Raw genomic sequence first — 18361 nt, forward strand, 5'->3', positions numbered from 1 at the left:
TGAAATGATACGTTTGATGGCACAGATTCGGGCCGCTTTGGCCCCGACTGTGTCCTAGTCCATCCTTGCGTATCAGCAGAGGACGAGCATCCGATGATGAATAATAATAAGATTTTGACAGTATCCTACGGCACCTTCTCGTGCACGTTGGAAGGATTTGACGACAGTTTCGGCACGATGAAGGCGATTGCAGAGTATTTCCGCGATTTGGCCGCCGATGACAGATATTTTGGGGCCGAGCCACCGCAACCCGATGCAGAGATGCTGGCACGCATCGCCGAGCGTGAGATCTCGCGCCGCGTGCAGGCGCGCGAGCAGGAAGGCCGGATTGTCCTGAGCGCGGACACGCAAGCGCCAGATGCCAGCACCGCATCCCCGATGGCCATCGCCGCAGCGACGGCGGCCCCCGCCGTTGCGCGCGCGCCCGACAGTGCGCCAGAGCCGCAAGTCGACGAACAACCGGAACATGCGGAAGAAGCAGCGGACGCGCCGGTGATGGAAGACACCCCGCCCGTCCTCGTGGATGGCTCCGAAGTAGACGACGCCGCAATTGTCGAGGCTTTGACCGACGCGCCTGAGGTCGAAGCCGAAGCCGAAGCCGAAGCCGAAGCCGAAGCCGAAGCCGAAGCCGAAGCCGAAGCCGAAGCCGAAGCCGAAGAATTCTTTGCCAGCGCCCAGGACGATGCAACCCCGGTCGAGGAGGAACCTGCCGACGTGGAACTGGTGGCTGAACCGGTCATCGAAACACCCCCGGCCCCAGACAGCATCGCGGCCAAGTTGCAACGTATCCGCGCGGTCGTCTCGCAAAGCCAAGAAGAGGTGGAAGAAGACGAGATGTTCGAGGACGAACATGCCGATGCCTTCGCCCCCTCCGCTGCGGATGACGCTGCCGAGGAGGATGCACAACCGCAGGCGATCCTCGCAGAGACAGCAGAAGAGCTGGAAGCGGCACAAGCCACCGACGCGGAACCTGCGGTCGAGGCAGAGGACGACGACCCGATCGCCGACATCCTCGCCCGCTTCGAAAGCGATGCCACCGCGGATGACGAGACGGAAGATGCGCCTGTCGTGGAGGAAGAGCAAAGCGAAGCCACCGAAGGCGCCAAGGCCGAAGCGGAAGACCTGCCCACAGCCGACGCCGCGGACGAAGACGAGGACGACATGGGCCTCGACACGCTGGCCGCCCTGATGGCCGCGGATGACGATCAGCCGACGACGGACGAAGACAAGGATGACAACATCTTTGACGACACCGCCGAAACGCCGGTCGCCGCCGACGCCCCAGCCAAGCCGCGCGCCCGCGTCATCAAGGTCAAGCGTGCCGACATTGACGCCGCCATCGCGAGCGGCGCGCTCGAAGAGGTGACGGATGGCGACGCGCCCACCGACAGCTCGCTGTCGGAGGCGGAAGAGGCGGAACTGCTCGCCGACCTCGCCGAGGTGGAAGCGGAACTGCCACAGGCCGACGAGGACAAAACGGGCGATGCAGAGGCCGATGACGCCGTGTCGGATGTGACAGGCGCGGTCGAGGAGACCGAAGACGCGCCCGCCCAAGACGATGCACCCGCCGAGGCCGAAACACAGCCCGTCAAGGACGACGACGTCCAGCGCCTGATGGCCGAGGCCGACAACCAGATGGAGGAGCCCGAGGGCTCGCGCCGCCGGAATGCGTTCCAGCATCTGAAGGCAGCCGTTATGGCGAAAAAGGCAGATGCCGGGATCGGTCAAAAGACCGACGAGGATGAAGGCGCGTTCCGCTCCGATCTTGCCTCGGTCGTCAAACCGCGCCGTCCTGAAACACGCGACAAACGTGATGCACGCCCGGGCACCGAGCGTCCCGCCCCGCTCAAGCTGGTGGCTGAACAGCGCGTGGACGTCGGCGGCGCCCCCAAGGGCCCTGTCACGCCGCGCCGGGTCGCCACAGTGGAAGAGACGACGACACCTGGCGACAAAGGCAGTTTTGCCGATTACGCCGCCGATATGGGCGCCCACGACCTGCCCGCCCTGCTGGAAGCCGCGGCAAGCTATCTCAGCTTTGTCGAAGGCCGCGACCAGTTCTCGCGCCCGCAGTTGATGACCAAGGTGCGCCAGGTGGAGCGCGAGGATTTCAGCCGCGAAGACGGGCTGCGCTCCTTCGGCCAGCTTTTGCGTGCGGGCAAGATCGAAAAGATCAAAGGGGGCCGCTTTGCCGTCACCGGCGACATCGGCTACCGCCCCGATCAACGCGAAGCGGGTTAGGCCCTCTGCGCGAACCCAAAGAAAAGGTGCCCTTGCAAGGGCGCCTTTTTTCATCCCCGGATGAAACCGCTCCTGTCAGATCGGAAGCGCCCATTCCAAGGGCGCGGGCAATGCGCGGTCTGCCAGATCAACGCGCAACACCCTGCGAGGCGCTCCCGACCGGGATGGCGTCGAACGATGCAGCAACAGCATATGCATCACAAGGACATCCCCGGCTCTGGCTTCGGTCACTTCCGTCTCGCATGTCTCAGCAACCGCCGCCGCGTCTGATGTCGCTATAATCCCTGCAAGATGACTGCCAAGGGCGATTTCCATGGCCCCTTCCTGCGCGCTGCAATCATCCAAATGCAGACGCACAAAAAGCATGTGTTCAAGGACGGAAACAGGCGGGGCACAATGCCAAACGCCGTCCTTGCAAGACCATGCGTCAAATCCCTGTGTTTCACGGCGCTCCAAGACGGCAATGATCCGATCTTGATGCCATGGTACTGCCCAGTTGTCCTCCGCATCCTTGGAAAAGGCAACGCCGCGCACCTGGCGCATTCCGGGCCAATGCTCCCGAAGTGCCACCAGCCAAGGCGGGTCAGCTTGTAAAACAGGATGGGCGGCGTTTAGCCTGCCATTTTCCGTCTGCGCTTGTCTCAGGTACCCTAGCACGTCTGATCGCAGCAGACCGCGAAACCATGTCCGCCCGGTCTGCTCGAACTCGGTCCGGTTACCCATCCGGATCCGCCTGACCAATCCCCTTGAACACCGCCTTGAGCGGGAAGGCCCACAACACGCCCAGGCCCACATAGACCAGCAACTCCACCAGCACGGAGGGCCGATCAAACAAGGCAACAATGTTGACAGCCACGATGATGTAGAGTGGCAGCCCGACGATCAGGATCAGCAGCGACAATCGCTTCCGGGTCTTGTAGCGCAGCGCCATTTAGGCCTCCCTAGTCGGCAAACGGATCCCGGACCAGGATCGTATCCTCACGCTCGGGCGAGGTAGAAAGTAGCGCGACGGGGCAGTCGATCAACTCCTCGACCCGGCGCACATACTTGATCGCGTTGGCAGGCAGATCGGCCCAACTGCGCGCGCCCTCGGTCGATTCCGACCAGCCCGGCATCTCTTCATAGACCGGCGTGCAGCGCGCCTGTTGGTCGGCGGCGGTGGGCAGATAGTCCAGCGTCTCGCCATCCAACTCATAGCCCACGCAGATTTTCAGCGTCTCGAATCCGTCCAGCACATCCAGCTTGGTCAGCGAAATCCCGTTCACGCCGGACGTGGCACAGGTCTGACGCACAAGGCAGGCATCAAACCACCCGCAGCGTCGCTTGCGCCCAGTCGTCGTGCCAAACTCATGGCCCCGCTCGCCCAGGCGCTGCCCGTCGTCATCCTCCAACTCGGTCGGAAACGGCCCTTCGCCCACGCGGGTGGTATAGGCCTTCACGATGCCCAACACGAAATCAATACTGCCCGGCCCCATGCCAACACCTGTGGCCGCCTGCCCCGCAATCACGTTGGACGAGGTGACAAAGGGATATGTCCCGAAATCAATGTCCAGAAGTGCGCCTTGCGCTCCTTCGAACAGGATGCGCTTGCCTGCCTTGCGCGCCTCGTTCATCACCTTCCAGACCGGGGCCGCGTATTCAAGGATGGCCGGCGCTACTTCTTTCAACTTGGCAATCAGCGCATCCCGGTCCACGGGATCAAGACCCAATCCGCGCCGCAGCGCATCGTGGTGGATCAAAGCGCGATCCACGCGAAGTTCCAGCGTCGTCTCATCGGCCAAATCGGCCACACGAACCACACGGCGCCCCACCTTGTCTTCGTAAGCCGGACCAATGCCGCGCCCCGTTGTGCCAATCTTGGCGACCGAGTTCTGCGATTCCCGCGCACGGTCCAACTCGCCGTGAATGGGCAGGATCAGCGGCGTATTCTCGGCAATCATCAGGGTCTCGGGCGTGATCTCGACACCCTGCCCGCGCAAGGTCTCGATCTCGGACACAAGATGCCAGGGGTCCAGTACCACACCGTTGCCGATGACCGACAACTTGCCGCCCCGCACCACGCCAGACGGAAGCGCATGGAGCTTGTAGACCTCACCATCAATGACCAGCGTGTGACCGGCATTGTGCCCGCCTTGAAAGCGCGCGATCACATCCGCCCGCTCGCTCAGCCAGTCAACAATCTTGCCCTTGCCCTCGTCGCCCCATTGCGCGCCGACAACCACCACATTGGCCATTTGATGCCCTTTCAGAAAGCAAACCCGCGCCCGTATAACGATGCGCGGCCCAGAGGCAAACCGCTATCTCGTCTTCTTCTGACGAAAAATACCACCGCCGGAGGCTCCCGAAGCTTGCAGCAAGTGCCACATCCGGTCCATCAAAGCGAGACGACGACCAAGGAACCGCACCATGGGCTTTCTCGCACGCTGGCTCTTCGCCTTCGGGCTCCTCGCCGCGACATACAACCCCACCGAATACAACTACGTGTCCTGGGCCCTGCAGTATGGGTCGGAAAACCTGTCGATCGCCGTGCTGTGCGGACTGCTTTTGCTGATCGCCTACATCATCTACCTGCGCGCCACGCTCCGCTCCATCGGCGGCTTAGGCATGGCACTGGTGCTTGCGGTGGTCGGCGCGGGGCTCTGGGTGCTTTACGATCTGGGCCTGCTCGCGCTCGACAACAACAGCGTTAACACGTGGCTTGGACTTTTTGCATTGTCTTTGGTTCTGGGCGTTGGCCTGAACTGGAGCCACGTACGTCGCCGCCTTTCCGGTCAGGCCGATATGGATGATGTCGACGAGCGGTAAGGGGGCCAGCCCCCTCGGCCTACGGCCTCACCCCCGGAGTTTATCTGGCAAAGTGAAAGATCAGTCGAGCGTGACCGGTGCGCCATGGGGCGTTCGGAGATAGGCCGCCTCCCACGCGGCGCGCATGTCGCGAAGCGCCGTCGCCTCCGCAGCGCCTGTGTCCGTCAGAAGGGTTTCGAGGGTTTCGAGCCAGGCCAAGAAATAGTCGTCGCCACCGTTCAGCTCTCTCTCCAGCCCGTGGCGTTTGAGCGTTGCGCCGAAGCGCTCCGCCCAGTCGGGCCACGCAAAATGCCCCGCCTCGTTCAAATGCACGGTCAGCGCAAAAAGCTGCGCGTGCCACGGGGCTTCGAAAACCGGCTCGGGCCTCATGGTGCCGACAGATAGCTTTGCCAGAGGTCGAGGATCACCTCATCGTCGGGATGTTCCGGATGCGCCCAGATGTCCCGCGCCTTGACGGCAACCGCATAAAGCGGCTCGGGTGCCTCACCCAGCCGGTGCGCATTGCTGTCGGGCAAGACATGCGCGCCGTGTAGGCGAACAATCGTCCCGGTGGCCCCGGCTGCGTAGGACGGCAGCCGCGTGTGCCCGCCGGACACCATAACGTTCTCGGGGACAGAACGGATCTGGACCGCATCGCCAATGGCAAAGATCGGGGCGACATTGCTGTCGCGCGTCGCTGGCCCGCCCTTGGCCAGAACACCCGCGACCGCCGCTGCGGCCAAGCGCTTGTTGGCGAGGTCACTCGCGCCATCGGACGTGCCCTGTTCCAACTCTGCCCGGGTCACGGCCCCCGTCTCGACCAGCAAGTCCGCCAGCGCAGCCATCCACTTTTCATAGTAGGAAAACCGCCCATAATCCTTGGGCGTCAGCCGTTCGCGGGCATGGCGCGAGATATCGAGGTTCCACAGCCCCAGCGATCCGCAGGCCAGCGTGATCGCCAGCGCGCGCGGATGCCAGTCGGCATGAAACTTGACGTGCTCGGGCTCGGACACAACCGGCCCATCACCGAACCGTCCTCCCATATCGTGCACACGAGTCATGGGCGGGCCGCCAGTCCACAGCCGATCATGCTGTCGCGGGTGACAAGCGCCATCAGCGCGGCCTCGTCCAACCCATCCGTGCCCTCGGGCCTCTGCGGCAGCACCAGGTACCGCACCTCTGCGGTCGAATCCCAGACGCGCACAGCCTGCCCCTCGGGCAACGTCACACCGAACTCCGCCAGAACCTTGCGCGGCTCACGCACCGCGCGGGAGCGATAGGCGTCGGATTTGTACCAGCCCGGCGGGATACCTAGCAAAGGCCACGGGTAGCAAGAGCAGAGCGTGCAGACGACCATGTTGTGGACCGCATCCGTGTTCTCCACCACCACCATATGTTCGCCCTGACGGCCATAATACCCCATCTCCGCCAGAACCGGGTCAGCATCCACAAGCAAAGCCGCCTTGAAATCAGGATCGGACCAGGCGCGCGCGACCACGTGCGCACCATTCTTAGGTCCGATCTTGTTTTCATAAGTGTCGATGATCTCGTCCAGCGCCGCAGGATCAACTAGCCCCTTCTGCGTCAGGATGGTTTCCAGCGCCTTGACCCGCAGGGCGGGGTCTGACGGCAACAGGGAATGCGGGTGATCGTGGTCGGAATGGTCATGTGGCATGGGCCGATCATGGGCCGCCCCACCGTCAATTGTCCAGAGGCTGAAACCGCCCTTGCCCCCCATCCCAAACTTGCTTAGATACCGCCCATCGCGCAGCAGAGAGCCAAACGCTTCCATGGAAAACGTCGTCCTGATCATCCACCTGATCCTCGCCCTCGGCCTGATTGCCGTGGTGCTGATGCAGCGCTCCGAAGGGGGCGGGCTGGGCATGGGCGGCGGTGGCGGCGGCGCGACCGCTGGACGGCCCCCGGCCACGGCACTGGGCAAGGTCACATGGATCCTTGGGATCGCCTTCACGATCACGTCCATCACGCTGACGATCATTGCCGCGCAAAATGCGTCTGGCACGTCCGTCATCGATCAGCTGGGCATCACGCCGCCTGCACAGAACGCGCCCGGTAACGATCTGGTGCCGCCCGGCAGCGACCTGCTGCCTCCCAGCGCGGATGACAGCGCGCCGCTGGTGCCAAGCGCCGACTAAACAAAACCTTGCGGGCATCGGAAAAGCTGCAACATCATGTTGCGGCATCCTTGCCCCTTTGAACCGAATCCTGTTATACTGAGGCCCCGTGGGGAACGCATTCTGCGCGTCCACTCACAGCGGCTTTTGGCCAGACTGAACCACGGGGGATGCACCGAACATGGCACGCTATATCTTCATCACGGGCGGCGTTGTGTCATCGCTGGGCAAGGGGCTCGCCTCTGCCGCTTTGGGTGCGCTTTTGCAGGCGCGCGGCTTCTCCGTACGGCTCCGTAAGCTCGACCCCTACCTGAACGTCGATCCCGGCACCATGTCGCCCTTTGAACATGGCGAAGTGTTCGTCACAGATGATGGCGCCGAAACCGACCTCGACCTTGGCCACTACGAACGGTTCACGGGCGTGGCCGCACGCAAGACCGATTCCGTGTCCTCGGGCCGCATCTACTCCAATGTGCTCGAGAAAGAGCGCCGAGGCGACTACCTGGGCAAAACGATCCAGGTGATCCCCCACGTCACCAACGAGATCAAGGATTTCATCGAGATCGGCGATGATGAGGTCGATTTCATGCTCTGCGAGATCGGCGGCACCGTGGGCGACATCGAAGGTCTGCCCTTCTTCGAAGCCATCCGCCAGTTCAGCCAGGACAAGCCGCGCGGCCAGTGCATCTTCATGCACCTGACGCTCCTGCCCTACATCGCAGCCTCGGGCGAGTTGAAAACCAAGCCCACGCAGCACAGCGTGAAAGAACTCCGCTCCATCGGCATCGCGCCCGACATCCTCGTTTGCCGGTCCGAGGGCCCAATCCCTGCCAAGGAGCGCGAGAAGCTGGCCCTCTTCTGCAACGTCCGTCCCGACAGCGTGATCGCGGCGCAGGACCTCTCCACCATTTACGACGCCCCCCTCGCCTACCACGCCGAAGGGCTGGACCAGGCCGTGCTCGACGCCTTCCAGATCTCGCCCGCGCCCAAGCCGGACCTCACCAAATGGGAAGACGTCTCCGACCGCATCCACAACGCCGAAGGCGAAGTGAAGGTCGCAATCGTTGGCAAATACACCCAGCTTGAAGACGCCTATAAGTCGATCGCCGAGGCGCTGACCCATGGCGGCATGGCCAACCGGGTCAAGGTCAAGGTCGAGTGGGTCGATGCCGAGCTCTTCGACAATGAAGACCCGGCACCCCACCTCGAAGGGTTCAACGCCATCCTCGTCCCCGGCGGCTTTGGCGAGCGCGGAACTGAAGGCAAGATCAAGGCCGCCGAATTCGCCCGCACGCGCAAAGTGCCTTACCTTGGCATCTGCCTAGGCATGCAAATGGCCGTGATCGAAGCGGCACGGAACGTCGCGGGCCTCAAAGCCGCGGGATCGGAAGAGTTTGACCACGAGGCGGGCAAAAAGCGCTTCGAACCGGTGGTCTATCACCTCAAGGAATGGGTGCAGGGCAATCACAAGGTCGAACGCAAGGTCGGCGACGACAAGGGCGGCACCATGCGTCTGGGTGCCTATGACGCAACACTGACCGAGAGTTCACGGGTGGCACAGGTCTACGGCACTACGGCCATCGACGAACGGCACCGCCACCGCTACGAGGTCGACATCAAATACCGCGAACAGCTTGAAAAGGCAGGGCTTTGCTTCTCTGGCATGTCCCCCGATGGGCGGCTGCCCGAAATCGTGGAATGGACGGATCACCCGTGGTTCATCGGCGTGCAGTTCCACCCCGAGCTTAAATCCAAGCCCTTCGCACCCCACCCGCTGTTCGAGGATTTCGTGCGCGCGGCCAAGGACGTGTCGCGTCTGGTCTAGGACACGCGAAACCGCGCCACCGACAGGTGGCACGGTCACAGCGCATATGTCTAGCGATCAGGCCCGGCGGGCTCCGAAAAACCGCATGGAAAAGACACCGCCCAAGGCCGTGAGCAACATAAGAACAGCAGGCGGCAGCGGAACGGCTGCCAGCGACGGGTTCGGGGTCCACACGGCGTAGCTGAAAAAGCTGCTGGTGGACACGTCCGTGGCCGAGAAAGACAACGCCGAAGCGCCATCATTGTTGCGTCGGTTCCCGTTCACCGCACCGTAGCCCAAGGCTGTGAAGCTGTCGCCTTGATAAGGGGTCAGGATGACACCGAGCTGAGTGCTTTCAATGCCCAAAGTCAACTCCGGGTCCGTGTCAAACCGTCCAAGCGAGGAATTCAGGAACACCTGATCCAGCAAGGCCAGCGATGCGGCCTGCGCGTCGGCTGCGGTGCTAAAGGCAAAGTCTGATGCCTCATCACAACCACTATACAGGTCGAAACAGGATCCGTCCCGAAAAGACACTGAATAGAGCGACCCGCCGACATTCACGTCGCTGGCGCCCCGCAACTGCCCACTGAAAGTATCCAGCGTCAGCGCATGGGCGCCGGATGCACACAGTCCAAAAGCCAGCGCAGCACCGGCAAAAAGCTTGCGAAAAAACCGAGATTTGAGCGACACGAGGGCCTCCGCCTTAGTCAGATGGTTTACGATCTGGTAAGGTTTGCCATCGTGATTTGACAACACTCGGACGAAATATGATCAAATTTTAGACAATTCCCGCACAGAACCAAGGCAAGCCAGATGCACCCGATACGTCAAAGCACCCGAAGCCGCGCTTCACGAGCGCGTGCATGTGCTTCACACTGGCCGCAGCTACATTACCTTTGTGCCATCCCAGCGAAAGGAGACGACGTTCCATGACCCAACTTGCCCGTCGCACCCTGCTTGCCACCGGCTCCGCCGCGGTGCTGACCACCGGCCTCACCTTGCCTGCCCGCGCCCAGGGGCTCGCCCCCACGCCGACCATGCGCGGCGGCGCCAACAATTATCGCCCCGGCGCGCCCATCGTTGACCGCATCGGCAGGGGCGGCTTCCTGATGACTGGCACCGTGCTGCGCGCAGGCGACGGCGCACCGATCCCGAATGCGCGTATCCAGATGTGGGCGCACACGACCGAAGGACACGAACGGGACGAACGCAGCCACGGCGCGACGCTCACCGACGCTCAGGGGCGCTTCCAGATGGACATGCCCCAGATCGTGCCCGCCTTCGGCCAGCCTCACGGGCACCTCGCCTATGACGCCGAATTCGATGACAACGGGTTCGAGACGGTGTTCCTGCGCCCGATCATGGCCAGCGCCTCTGACACCACGCTCGACGTGCAATTCGTGCTGGTCCCGGCCTAGTCTTTGGTCCGCACCTGCCTGATCTGGGCGGCACTCGTCGTTGCACTCCTCGCCCCGATTGTGGCGGCGGCCTTCAGCCCGCTTTTGCAATGGCGCGAGGGGATCTACATCGGCTCCGGTTTCGCCGGGATCATCGGCATGGCGCTGATCCTCGTCCAACAGCTTCTGGCAATCGGCAAACTGCCTGGCCTTCCGCCAGCGCGCAGCCGACGCATCCACCGCGTCACGGGCGTGCTGCTCGTCCTCGCCGTCATGGGCCATGTGGCGGGCCTCTGGATCACCAGCCCGCCTGACGTGATCGACGTCCTGCTGTTCCGCTCGCCTACCCCCTTTGCTGTCTGGGGCGCCATTGCCATGTGGGCCGTCTTTGCCGCTGCCCTTGTCGCCGCGCTGCGCAAGCGCCTGCCCATCCGGCTGCAAAACTGGCGCCGATTGCACGTCGCACTCACGATTGCGGTTGCAGGCGGCACCGTCCTCCACGCCCTGCAGATCCAGGGCACGATGGAGCCTGTCACAAAATGGATCCTCGGCCTTCTGATCCTGCTCGCCATGAGCCGCATCCTGCGGACAAAGGGGCTCTGGCCCCGTTTACCCTTTGGCAACACTTCGCACCGCACGCATCGTTAACCATGGGGTTTACGCCAATCCGGTGTACGGGGGGTGCACAGGGGGTGTACGCGCGGTGCATGGCCCATTTCCCTTGTTTTTCTGGCGTTAACCCGCATTTTCACCTCGATCCCGCGCGTGGCCCGTTAACCGTTGCGCGTACGGTGCCCATCGGGCCATAAGCGCCCATGCTCAGCTACCAGCACATCTACCACGCCGGAAACCTCGCCGACGTCCACAAGCACAGCCTGCTCGCCTGGATGCTCGCCTACCTCACGCGCAAGGACAAACCGGTCAGCTATATCGAGACCCACGGCGGCCGCGCACTCTATGATCTAGGCACAGATGAAGCGGTGAAAACAGGTGAGGCGGCGCAAGGCATTGCACGCGCCAAGGACTGGTTTTCCGCCGACCATCCATACGCGAAGTGCCTGACGCAAACCACTGACTTACATGGACAAAACGCCTATCCAGGCTCACCCCTGATCGCCGCACAAACGCTGCGGAACACCGACAGCCTGACCATCGCTGAACTGCATCCGGCCGAGCACAACGCCCTCGAACTGGCCCTGCCAACGGCCAAGGTCCACCGCGCCGACGGCTTCGCCATGGCGCATTCGATCCTGCCGCCCACACCGCGCCGCGGCCTGATGCTCATCGACCCGAGCTTTGAGGTGAAGGACGACTACCAGACCATCCCCGGCCATATCCGGAAATATGCACGCGCCTGGAATGTCGGTATCATTGCCCTGTGGTATCCGATCCTGGCATCAAATGCACACGACAACATGCTGAAATCCCTTGTGAAACATCACCCCGATGCCCTCCGCCACGAGGTTCGCTTCCCCCCGGCAAAACCCGGCCACGGCATGGTGGGATCCGGCCTGTTTGTGATCCACCCGCCCTTCGGCCTTGCCGAAGAGGCCGCAATTCTGAAAACTCATTTCAACAAGCTGAAGTGACCGCCCATGTTCGAACGCCTATTCCCCAAAAGACCCAAAGAAACCAAACCCCTGCCGGAACCGACACCGCAGTTGGCGCTTGGCGCGTTGCTGGTGCGTGTTGCAATGGCCGACCGCGAATATCAGGCCCCCGAAGTGGCCGCGATTGATAAGATCCTCGCCGCCACTTTCAATCTTAAACCACTGGAAGCCGCAAAGCTGCGCGCCACCTGCGAAGCGCTGGAACGGCACGCGCCCGGTACGCCGGAGTTCACGGATATTCTCAGGGAAACAGTCGCTTACGAGGATCGCCTCATGCTCGCATCGGCCATGTGGCAGGTACTGCTGGCCGATGGCGACCACGCCCGCATCGAAGAGGACGTGCTGCACCAGATCGAAGCCGCCCTCGCCATCACGCCCGATGACAGTGCCGCGATCCGCACGCAAGCGCTTGGCGACTAGACGCTTCCGGCTTATATCGCACACATGTTCCAAGACCTCCTCAAGCGGCTGATCCAGCCCGAACCCGCCCCCCTGCAAGACGCTGACGCCCGGCTGGCCCTCACCGCTTTGTTGGTGCGCGTGGCCCGATCCGACAACGACTATTCCGGCGACGAACAGGCGCTGATCGACCAGATCACGCAGGACCGCTACGGGCTTTCTATCAATGATGCCAAGGCTTTGCGAGCTGAAGCGGAAGCAATGGAGACCGAAGCCCCCGACACCGTGCGCTTCACCCGCGCCATCAAAGACGCCGTCGCCTACGAAGACCGCCTTGCCGTGATCGAAGCGCTGTGGAAGGTCGTTCTGGCAGACGGGCAGCGCGCGCAGGAAGAGGACGCGCTCTTGCGGCTGGTCACCAACTTACTGGGCATCACCGACCAAGACAGCGCCAAGGCGCGCCAGCGCGTCAGCGGATGATCGCATCGCTCGGCATGTACGACATGCCGCATCTGCGTGACGCCCATGATCGGCTCTGGGCGGGCATACGTACGGCCCTTGGATATGGCCCCGATCACCTGACGCGCGACGGTGATCCATGGACGGAATGGCAGGCCTCCGACCTGCTTCTGGCCCAGACGTGTGGCCTGCCGTATCGGGCACGGTTGCGTGACCAGGTCACACTTGTCGGCACGCCAGATTATGACCTGCCAGACTGTCCATCGGGGTACTACTTCAGTTACCTGATCCGACGGCGCGACGACCCCCGGTCCTTGAGAGAGCTTTCGAAACGAGGGGTTATGGCCTACAACGAACCGCTATCACAATCCGGTTGGGCCGCTCCGGTGACGCATTTGGCGGCGCGTGGGCTAAGACCGAAGCGGATCAAACAAACCGGGTCCCACTTGGTAAGCATTCAAAGTGTGCTGTTAAAAACAGCAGATTACGCAGCCATCGACGCCGTAACAATGCTCCTCTGGGGCGCTGAAGATATGGATGCGGTTGCTTATCTCGAAGCTTTCGACACGACCGAACCAACACCGGCACTGCCCTATATCACCGCACTGGATCGCGATCCCGCACCAATTGCGGATGCGGTGCGCACAGCCATCGCTGCAATGTCGCACGAGGACCGGTGCGATCTGCGCCTCAAGGGGCTGGTCGACATCCCAGCCTCTGCCTACCTCGACCTGCCCATACCGCCTGCGCCCTGATCAATCCGGCGTCACCCAACGTCAATTTGCGCAAATGGCAGGCAAAACGTTCCTTTTGCCCGTGGACAAGGCACATCTTTTCCTCCCTTATACCGTCTGATCGAAACAGACGTAGCTGCCCCACGTGTCCGACACTGCTGTTATTGAAATCCGCAACCTGCACAAAGCCTATGGCGCCCTTGAGGTGTTGAAAGGCGTGGATATTCGGGCAAAACGCGGCGATGTGGTGTCATTGATCGGCTCGTCCGGCTCAGGCAAATCGACCCTTCTGCGATGCTGCAACCTGCTCGAAGACAGCCAGCAGGGCGAGGTGCTGTTCAAGGGCGAACCGGTCATATGGAAAGGCCGCGATCACGGCCGCCGCCCTGCTGACGCCAAGCAAGTGATGCGCATTCGCACGAACCTGTCGATGGTGTTCCAGCAATTCAACCTGTGGGCCCATATGACGATCCTGCAGAACGTGATGGAAGCCCCCGTGACCGTGTTGCGCCGCGATCCAGCCGAGGTTGAAAAGGCCGCGCGCGCATATCTCGACAAGGTTGGGATCGGCGACAAATGCGACGTCTATCCGGCCCAACTTTCTGGCGGCCAGCAGCAACGCGCGGCCATTGCCCGCGCGCTTTGCATGGAGCCCGAGGCGCTACTTTTTGACGAGCCAACCAGCGCGCTCGACCCCGAGCTTGAACAGGAAGTCGTCAAGGTGATCAAGGACTTGGCCGCCGAAGGGCGGACCATGCTGATCGTTACGCACGACATGAAGCTGGCCCATGACGTGAGCGATCATGTCGTGTTTTTGCACCAGGGCCGGATCGAAGAACAAGGGGCGCCCGACGATCTCTTCGGCGCCCCCAAATCCGAACGACTGCGCGGGTTTCTCTCTGCAACCCACGCTGCGTAAACATATAAACCAACGGGAGTATCACTTATGAAATCCATCCTTTTTTCGACGGCTGCTGTCGCAATGACCGCAACCTTTGCACTGGCCGATGGCCACTCGGTCGTGCGTATGGGCACCGAGGGCGCGTACCCTCCCTACAACTTCATCAATGACGCCGGTGAAGTGGACGGGTTCGAGCGCGAGCTGGGCGACGAGCTGTGCGCGCGGGCCGAGCTGACCTGCGAGTGGGTCACCAACGAATGGGACAGCATCATCCCCAACCTCGTGTCCGGCAACTACGACACGATCATCGCGGGCATGAGCATCACGGATGAGCGGGACGAGGTTATCGACTTTACCCAGAACTACACCCTGCCCGACCCGTCGGCCTATGTCGCAATGTCGGCTGATGTCGATCTGGAAGGCGGCGTTCTGGCAGCCCAAGCCAACACGATCCAGGCCGCCTTCATCGCCGAAACTGGCGCGACACTGGTTGAATTCGCAACGCCCGAAGAAACCATCGCTGCTGTGAAAAACGGCGAAGCCGACGCGGTGCTGGCCGACAAGGCGTTCCTGACGCCCATCGCCGACGAAGATGCCGACCTGATGATGCTCGACAAGGAAGAGCTGATCGGCGGCGGCATCGGTCTTGGCCTGCGCGAAAGCGACACCGAGCTGAAAGAGAAGTTCGACGCCGCCATCACCTCGATGAAGGAAGATGGCTCGCTGAACGCGCTGATCGCCAAATGGGAAATCGGCGACGGCTTTTAAAGACCTCTTGGCAGGGCGGAGGACACCTCCGCCCTCGTTTTTCTGACGTTCATGTTTTCCTTCTGTACCGACCCAAGCACCCTGCCCGACTGGCAGTGGATGGCGTGCTACCTGACCACGGGCAAGCACATGTCGATCTATTGGTCGGTGCTGACTGTCTTTCTTTTGCTGGCCATCACGGCACCCACGGCCCTTGCCTTTGGCTTCGCCGGGGCGTCCGCCGCACGCTCGCGCATCGCGCCCGTGTCGTGGTTGGGACGCGGCTACATCGCGATTGTTCGGGGCGTGCCCGACATCGCATTTTTCCTGTTTTTTGTCATCGCGCTGGATCAGGCCATTGAATACTTGCGCCACCGCGCGCTTTGCCCCGACTGGACCGAGCCGGTTCGGCAGGGCAACGATTTTGTCGTCTGTGCCGCCGCCAAGATGCCCTTAGGCAATGCACCGCAATGGATTCACGAAACCTACGGCTTTGGTCTTGCTGTTCTGACTTTTGCCATCGTGTTCGGCGCCTTTGCTGCCAACGTGCTGTTCGGTGCAATGCGCGCCGTGCCCAAGGCGCAGCTTGAGACCGCAGAAGCCTACGGCATGACCCCGCGACAGACGTTCTGGCGCGTGATGGTGCCACAGATGTGGGTGTTTGCCCTGCCGGGCCTGTCGAACCTGTGGATGGTGTTGATCAAGGCGACGCCGCTTCTGTTTCTGTTGGGGGTCGAGGACATCGTCTATTGGGCGCGTGAGTTGGGCGGGACCAAGACGTCGCGCTTTACCGAGTATCCACATGGCGACTGGCGGATGTGGTACTTTCTTGCACTGCTGATCTTCTATCTGATGTTCACCCGCGCGTCCGAGATCGTGCTGGACCGGCTGATGGTGCGCCTGACCCGTGGACAAGCGACGACGGGCGGTGAAGCACAGCGGAAGGCTGCAGTATGAGTTGTCTCCAGACCATCGCCGACTACGGCCTGCGTTCCATCGGCATTGGCGAGCGGCTTTTGCCGCGCGAGGACTTCACGCTGTGCCAGCAGTTCACCCTGATCGGGTCGGGCATGATCTGGAACATCTATTTCGGGCTGCTTGCCCTTGTGTTCGGCTTCATGCTGGCCACGGCTGTTGCCATGGGCAAGAACGCGCAGTCCAAGCTGATCCGCAAACCATCGGAATGGTTCATTTTCATCTTCCGAGGCTCGCCGCTCTTTATCCAGTTCTTCTTTGCCTATTTCCTGTTCCTGCAACTCAAGAGCGTGCATCCGTTCTTCGACCCGTTTTCCGCCGCTTGGCTGGGCGCACTGATCGTGTTGTTCCTGAACACGGCCGCCTACTCGGCCGAGATCTTCTATGGCGCATTGCAGTCCATCCCCAAGGGCGAAGTCGAGGCCGCCGATGCTTACGGCCTGTCCGGCTGGCCCCGGTTCAAGCGAGTTGTGTGGCCAACGATGCTTCGGCTGGGCTGGCCAGCCTACACGAACGAGGCGATCTTTCTGTTTCACGCTACCACGCTTGTTTACTTCTCGGGCTTTCCGGCGTGGCAGCAGCGGGGCGATGCGCTTTACTACGCGAACTACTTTGCGGACAAGACGTTCAATCCGTTCATCCCCTATCCGATCCTGGCCGGATATTTCATCCTGTTGACACTGATCATCATAGGCATCTTTGGCCTTGTGAACCGGCGGCTGAACCGCCATTTGCCCGCCAATACGCGCCAGAAGATGAAACTGCGCATGAACCTGATCCGGTGAAGATTTTGTGCCTCCGGCGGTGGTATTTTTAGTCAGAAGAAGAGCATGATGCACGATTGGCTTGTCGATAACCCCGAAATCCGCGCGATCCGCGTGGCGGCGGCCGATCTGAATGGCGTGGCGCGGGGCAAGCGGATGCCGGTGCGCTTTGCCGACAAGGTCACTCAAGAAGGGACGCGCTTTCCTATGTCTGTTCTGAACCTCGACATCTGGGGCGAGGATATTGAGGACAGCCCGCTTGTCATGGAGAGCGGCGATCGCGACGGCGTTCTGCGCCCGACCGCGCGTGGTTTTGTGCCGATGCCTTGGCTCAATACGCCCACGGGATTGCTGCCGATCTGGATGTATCACGAGGACGGCCGCCCCTTTATGGGCGATCCACGTCATGCTTTGGCTGACGTACAAAAGCGGTTCTCGGACAGAGGGTTGACGCCTGTAGTTGCTGTAGAGCTTGAGTTTTTTTTGATCGACGATGCAGGAAGCCGGTTGCGTGTGCCGCCGTCGCCGCGCTCGGGCAAGCGCCGGGTAGCGGGTGAGATCCTGTCGATGCGTACACTCGATGCTTTCGACGATTTCTTTACCGAGCTCTATGACGCATGCGAGGCAATGGACATTCCCGCGGATACCGCCATTTCCGAAAGCGGGCTGGGTCAGTTTGAGATCAACCTCGTTCACCAGCCCGATGCGCTGAAGGCGGCGGATGATGCGTGGCTGTTCAAGATGCTGGTCAAGGGGCTGGCGCGCAAGCACGGGTTTGCGGCGTCCTTCATGGCCAAACCCTATCCGGACTATGCGGGCAACGGGTTGCATATGCACTTTTCGGTGCTGGATCAGGACGACAAGAACATCTTTGATGACGGCACGGAGGCTGGCAGTGACGCATTGCGCCACGCCATTCAGGGCTGTCTGGCGGCGATGCCCGGGTCCATGCTGGTCTTTGCACCGCATGCCAATTCCTATGCTCGCCTCGTGCCGGGGGCGCATGCGCCCACGGGCATCGCCTGGGCCTATGAGAACCGGACGGCGGCGATCCGTGTGCCCTCGGGGCCTGCGCCTGCGCGCCGGATCGAACACCGGTTGGCCGGGGGCGACGTGAACCCGTACCTGTCCATCGCCGCCGTGTTGGGGGCAGCACTGAACGGGATCGAGGATGCAGCCGAGCCACCTGCGCCAATCACCGGAAACGCCTATGCGCAGGATCTGCCGCAAGTGCCTGACACGTGGGACGAGGCTATGGTCGCATTTGAAACCAGCGCGGAGATCGCCCGAGTCTTCGATGCCGAGTTGATCCGCAACCTACTGATGACCAAGCGGCAGGAGGCGAAGCACATGGCCGACCTCAGCCCCGAGGAACAGACCGAAATCTACCTCGACAGCGTTTGAGCCGCGCACT

Annotated in this window: 22 protein-coding genes; 15 read left to right on the forward strand and 7 right to left on the reverse strand. The window is 61.9% G+C overall.

Going from position 1 to position 18361, the window contains the following annotated elements:
• The first annotated feature begins 93 nt into the window (after positions 1-93).
• On the forward strand, positions 94-2238 hold the full coding sequence (locus RA29_RS01915) for a hypothetical protein (RefSeq protein WP_039682476.1): 2145 nt from the start codon (positions 94-96) through the stop codon (positions 2236-2238).
• A gap of 75 nt (positions 2239-2313) precedes the next feature.
• On the opposite strand, the gene RA29_RS01920 is transcribed toward RA29_RS01915, so the two are convergent.
• From RA29_RS01920 to RA29_RS01930, 3 genes are read right to left on the reverse strand one after another with little or no spacing between them, the layout of a single operon-like run.
• Positions 2314-2961: a phytanoyl-CoA dioxygenase family protein gene (locus tag RA29_RS01920; protein ID WP_193743443.1), complete on the reverse strand. Its 648-nt coding sequence runs from the start codon at positions 2959-2961 to the stop codon at positions 2314-2316.
• On the reverse strand, positions 2954-3169 hold the full coding sequence (locus RA29_RS01925; protein ID WP_039682478.1) for a DUF2842 domain-containing protein: 216 nt from the start codon (positions 3167-3169) through the stop codon (positions 2954-2956). The genes RA29_RS01920 and RA29_RS01925 overlap by 8 nt, the downstream gene beginning before the upstream one ends.
• Before the next feature lie 10 nt (positions 3170-3179).
• Positions 3180-4472, reverse strand: a complete 1293-nt coding sequence (locus tag RA29_RS01930; RefSeq protein WP_039682480.1) for an adenylosuccinate synthase — start codon at positions 4470-4472, stop codon at positions 3180-3182.
• 172 nt (positions 4473-4644) lie between these two features.
• On the opposite strand from RA29_RS01930, the gene RA29_RS01935 reads away from it, so the two are divergent.
• Positions 4645-5043, forward strand: coding sequence for a DUF6524 family protein (locus RA29_RS01935; RefSeq protein WP_039682481.1), 399 nt, complete (start codon positions 4645-4647; stop codon positions 5041-5043).
• Between the two features lie 60 nt (positions 5044-5103).
• Here the strand turns inward: RA29_RS01935 and RA29_RS01940 are convergent, their stop codons facing one another.
• From RA29_RS01940 to nthA, 3 genes are read right to left on the reverse strand one after another with little or no spacing between them, the layout of a single operon-like run.
• Positions 5104-5412, reverse strand: a complete 309-nt coding sequence (locus RA29_RS01940) for a nitrile hydratase accessory protein (protein WP_039682483.1) — start codon at positions 5410-5412, stop codon at positions 5104-5106.
• Positions 5409-6083: a nitrile hydratase subunit beta gene (gene nthB / locus RA29_RS01945; protein WP_039682485.1), complete on the reverse strand. Its 675-nt coding sequence runs from the start codon at positions 6081-6083 to the stop codon at positions 5409-5411. Before nthB ends, RA29_RS01940 begins: the two co-directional genes overlap by 4 nt.
• Positions 6080-6697, reverse strand: a complete 618-nt coding sequence (gene nthA, locus RA29_RS01950) for a nitrile hydratase subunit alpha (protein WP_039683783.1) — start codon at positions 6695-6697, stop codon at positions 6080-6082. The genes nthB and nthA overlap by 4 nt, the downstream gene beginning before the upstream one ends.
• A gap of 115 nt (positions 6698-6812) precedes the next feature.
• Between nthA and secG the strand changes: the two genes are divergently transcribed.
• Together secG and RA29_RS01960 are read left to right on the forward strand one after the other, a co-directional pair.
• On the forward strand, positions 6813-7178 hold the full coding sequence (gene secG, locus RA29_RS01955) for a preprotein translocase subunit SecG (RefSeq protein ID WP_039682487.1): 366 nt from the start codon (positions 6813-6815) through the stop codon (positions 7176-7178).
• Positions 7179-7338: 160 nt separating this feature from the next.
• Complete coding sequence (locus tag RA29_RS01960; RefSeq protein WP_039682489.1) at positions 7339-8982, forward strand: CTP synthase; 1644 nt, start codon at positions 7339-7341, stop codon at positions 8980-8982.
• A 57-nt stretch (positions 8983-9039) separates the two neighbouring features.
• Here RA29_RS01960 and RA29_RS01965 read toward each other — a convergent pair whose 3' ends face one another.
• Positions 9040-9651: a hypothetical protein gene (locus RA29_RS01965; protein WP_152612896.1), complete on the reverse strand. Its 612-nt coding sequence runs from the start codon at positions 9649-9651 to the stop codon at positions 9040-9042.
• A gap of 239 nt (positions 9652-9890) precedes the next feature.
• Between RA29_RS01965 and RA29_RS01970 the strand changes: the two genes are divergently transcribed.
• The 11 genes from RA29_RS01970 (at position 9891) to RA29_RS02020 (ending at position 18351) form a co-directional block, all read left to right on the forward strand.
• Positions 9891-10379, forward strand: a complete 489-nt coding sequence (locus RA29_RS01970) for a hypothetical protein (RefSeq protein WP_039682491.1) — start codon at positions 9891-9893, stop codon at positions 10377-10379.
• Between the two features lie 3 nt (positions 10380-10382).
• Complete coding sequence (locus RA29_RS01975) at positions 10383-11006, forward strand: ferric reductase-like transmembrane domain-containing protein (RefSeq protein ID WP_052249418.1); 624 nt, start codon at positions 10383-10385, stop codon at positions 11004-11006.
• Between the two features lie 167 nt (positions 11007-11173).
• Positions 11174-11947 carry a 23S rRNA (adenine(2030)-N(6))-methyltransferase RlmJ gene (gene rlmJ, locus RA29_RS01980; protein ID WP_039682494.1) on the forward strand — a complete coding sequence of 258 codons (774 nt, stop codon included), beginning with the start codon at positions 11174-11176 and terminating at the stop codon, positions 11945-11947.
• 6 nt (positions 11948-11953) lie between these two features.
• On the forward strand, positions 11954-12388 hold the full coding sequence (locus RA29_RS01985) for a TerB family tellurite resistance protein (protein ID WP_039682495.1): 435 nt from the start codon (positions 11954-11956) through the stop codon (positions 12386-12388).
• A gap of 24 nt (positions 12389-12412) precedes the next feature.
• Entirely contained in the window at positions 12413-12847 is a 435-nt protein-coding gene (locus RA29_RS01990; RefSeq protein ID WP_039682497.1) for a TerB family tellurite resistance protein, read from the forward strand.
• The gene (locus RA29_RS01995) at positions 12844-13581 is read left to right on the forward strand and encodes a PhnD/SsuA/transferrin family substrate-binding protein (protein WP_039682499.1); all 738 of its coding nucleotides are present in this window, start codon (positions 12844-12846) and stop codon (positions 13579-13581) included. The genes RA29_RS01990 and RA29_RS01995 overlap by 4 nt, the downstream gene beginning before the upstream one ends.
• A 115-nt stretch (positions 13582-13696) precedes the next feature.
• Positions 13697-14479, forward strand: a complete 783-nt coding sequence (locus RA29_RS02000) for an amino acid ABC transporter ATP-binding protein (protein WP_039682501.1) — start codon at positions 13697-13699, stop codon at positions 14477-14479.
• 27 nt (positions 14480-14506) lie between these two features.
• The gene (locus RA29_RS02005; RefSeq protein ID WP_039682503.1) at positions 14507-15229 is read left to right on the forward strand and encodes a transporter substrate-binding domain-containing protein; all 723 of its coding nucleotides are present in this window, start codon (positions 14507-14509) and stop codon (positions 15227-15229) included.
• A gap of 51 nt (positions 15230-15280) precedes the next feature.
• Entirely contained in the window at positions 15281-16165 is an 885-nt protein-coding gene (locus RA29_RS02010) for an ABC transporter permease subunit (protein ID WP_039682506.1), read from the forward strand.
• On the forward strand, positions 16162-16968 hold the full coding sequence (locus tag RA29_RS02015) for an ABC transporter permease subunit (protein ID WP_039682508.1): 807 nt from the start codon (positions 16162-16164) through the stop codon (positions 16966-16968). Before RA29_RS02010 ends, RA29_RS02015 begins: the two co-directional genes overlap by 4 nt.
• A 48-nt stretch (positions 16969-17016) precedes the next feature.
• Positions 17017-18351: a glutamine synthetase family protein gene (locus RA29_RS02020; protein WP_039683789.1), complete on the forward strand. Its 1335-nt coding sequence runs from the start codon at positions 17017-17019 to the stop codon at positions 18349-18351.
• Positions 18352-18361: the final 10 nt, after the last annotated feature.

Origin of the sequence: Tateyamaria sp. ANG-S1, assembly GCF_000814025.1 — a bacterium.
Lineage (GTDB): Bacteria > Pseudomonadota > Alphaproteobacteria > Rhodobacterales > Rhodobacteraceae > Tateyamaria.

Excerpts from the sequence above, each read along its gene's own strand:
- RA29_RS01995 (WP_039682499.1), top strand. The coding sequence starts at position 12,844 with ATGATCGCATCGCTCGGCATGTACGACATGCCGCATCTGCGTGACGCC.
- RA29_RS02010 (WP_039682506.1), top strand. The coding sequence starts at position 15,281 with ATGTTTTCCTTCTGTACCGACCCAAGCACCCTGCCCGACTGGCAGTGG.
- secG (WP_039682487.1), top strand. The coding sequence starts at position 6,813 with ATGGAAAACGTCGTCCTGATCATCCACCTGATCCTCGCCCTCGGCCTG.
- nthB (WP_039682485.1), bottom strand. The coding sequence starts at position 6,083 with ATGACTCGTGTGCACGATATGGGAGGACGGTTCGGTGATGGGCCGGTT.
- RA29_RS01990 (WP_039682497.1), top strand. The coding sequence starts at position 12,413 with ATGTTCCAAGACCTCCTCAAGCGGCTGATCCAGCCCGAACCCGCCCCC.
- RA29_RS01940 (WP_039682483.1), bottom strand. The coding sequence starts at position 5,412 with ATGAGGCCCGAGCCGGTTTTCGAAGCCCCGTGGCACGCGCAGCTTTTT.
- rlmJ (WP_039682494.1), top strand. The coding sequence starts at position 11,174 with ATGCTCAGCTACCAGCACATCTACCACGCCGGAAACCTCGCCGACGTC.
- RA29_RS01960 (WP_039682489.1), top strand. The coding sequence starts at position 7,339 with ATGGCACGCTATATCTTCATCACGGGCGGCGTTGTGTCATCGCTGGGC.
- nthA (WP_039683783.1), bottom strand. The coding sequence starts at position 6,697 with ATGCCACATGACCATTCCGACCACGATCACCCGCATTCCCTGTTGCCG.
- RA29_RS02015 (WP_039682508.1), top strand. The coding sequence starts at position 16,162 with ATGAGTTGTCTCCAGACCATCGCCGACTACGGCCTGCGTTCCATCGGC.
- RA29_RS01925 (WP_039682478.1), bottom strand. The coding sequence starts at position 3,169 with ATGGCGCTGCGCTACAAGACCCGGAAGCGATTGTCGCTGCTGATCCTG.
- RA29_RS01915 (WP_039682476.1), top strand. The coding sequence starts at position 94 with ATGATGAATAATAATAAGATTTTGACAGTATCCTACGGCACCTTCTCG.
- RA29_RS01920 (WP_193743443.1), bottom strand. The coding sequence starts at position 2,961 with ATGGGTAACCGGACCGAGTTCGAGCAGACCGGGCGGACATGGTTTCGC.
- RA29_RS02005 (WP_039682503.1), top strand. The coding sequence starts at position 14,507 with ATGAAATCCATCCTTTTTTCGACGGCTGCTGTCGCAATGACCGCAACC.
- RA29_RS01985 (WP_039682495.1), top strand. The coding sequence starts at position 11,954 with ATGTTCGAACGCCTATTCCCCAAAAGACCCAAAGAAACCAAACCCCTG.
- RA29_RS01970 (WP_039682491.1), top strand. The coding sequence starts at position 9,891 with ATGACCCAACTTGCCCGTCGCACCCTGCTTGCCACCGGCTCCGCCGCG.
- RA29_RS01935 (WP_039682481.1), top strand. The coding sequence starts at position 4,645 with ATGGGCTTTCTCGCACGCTGGCTCTTCGCCTTCGGGCTCCTCGCCGCG.
- RA29_RS02020 (WP_039683789.1), top strand. The coding sequence starts at position 17,017 with ATGCACGATTGGCTTGTCGATAACCCCGAAATCCGCGCGATCCGCGTG.
- RA29_RS01930 (WP_039682480.1), bottom strand. The coding sequence starts at position 4,472 with ATGGCCAATGTGGTGGTTGTCGGCGCGCAATGGGGCGACGAGGGCAAG.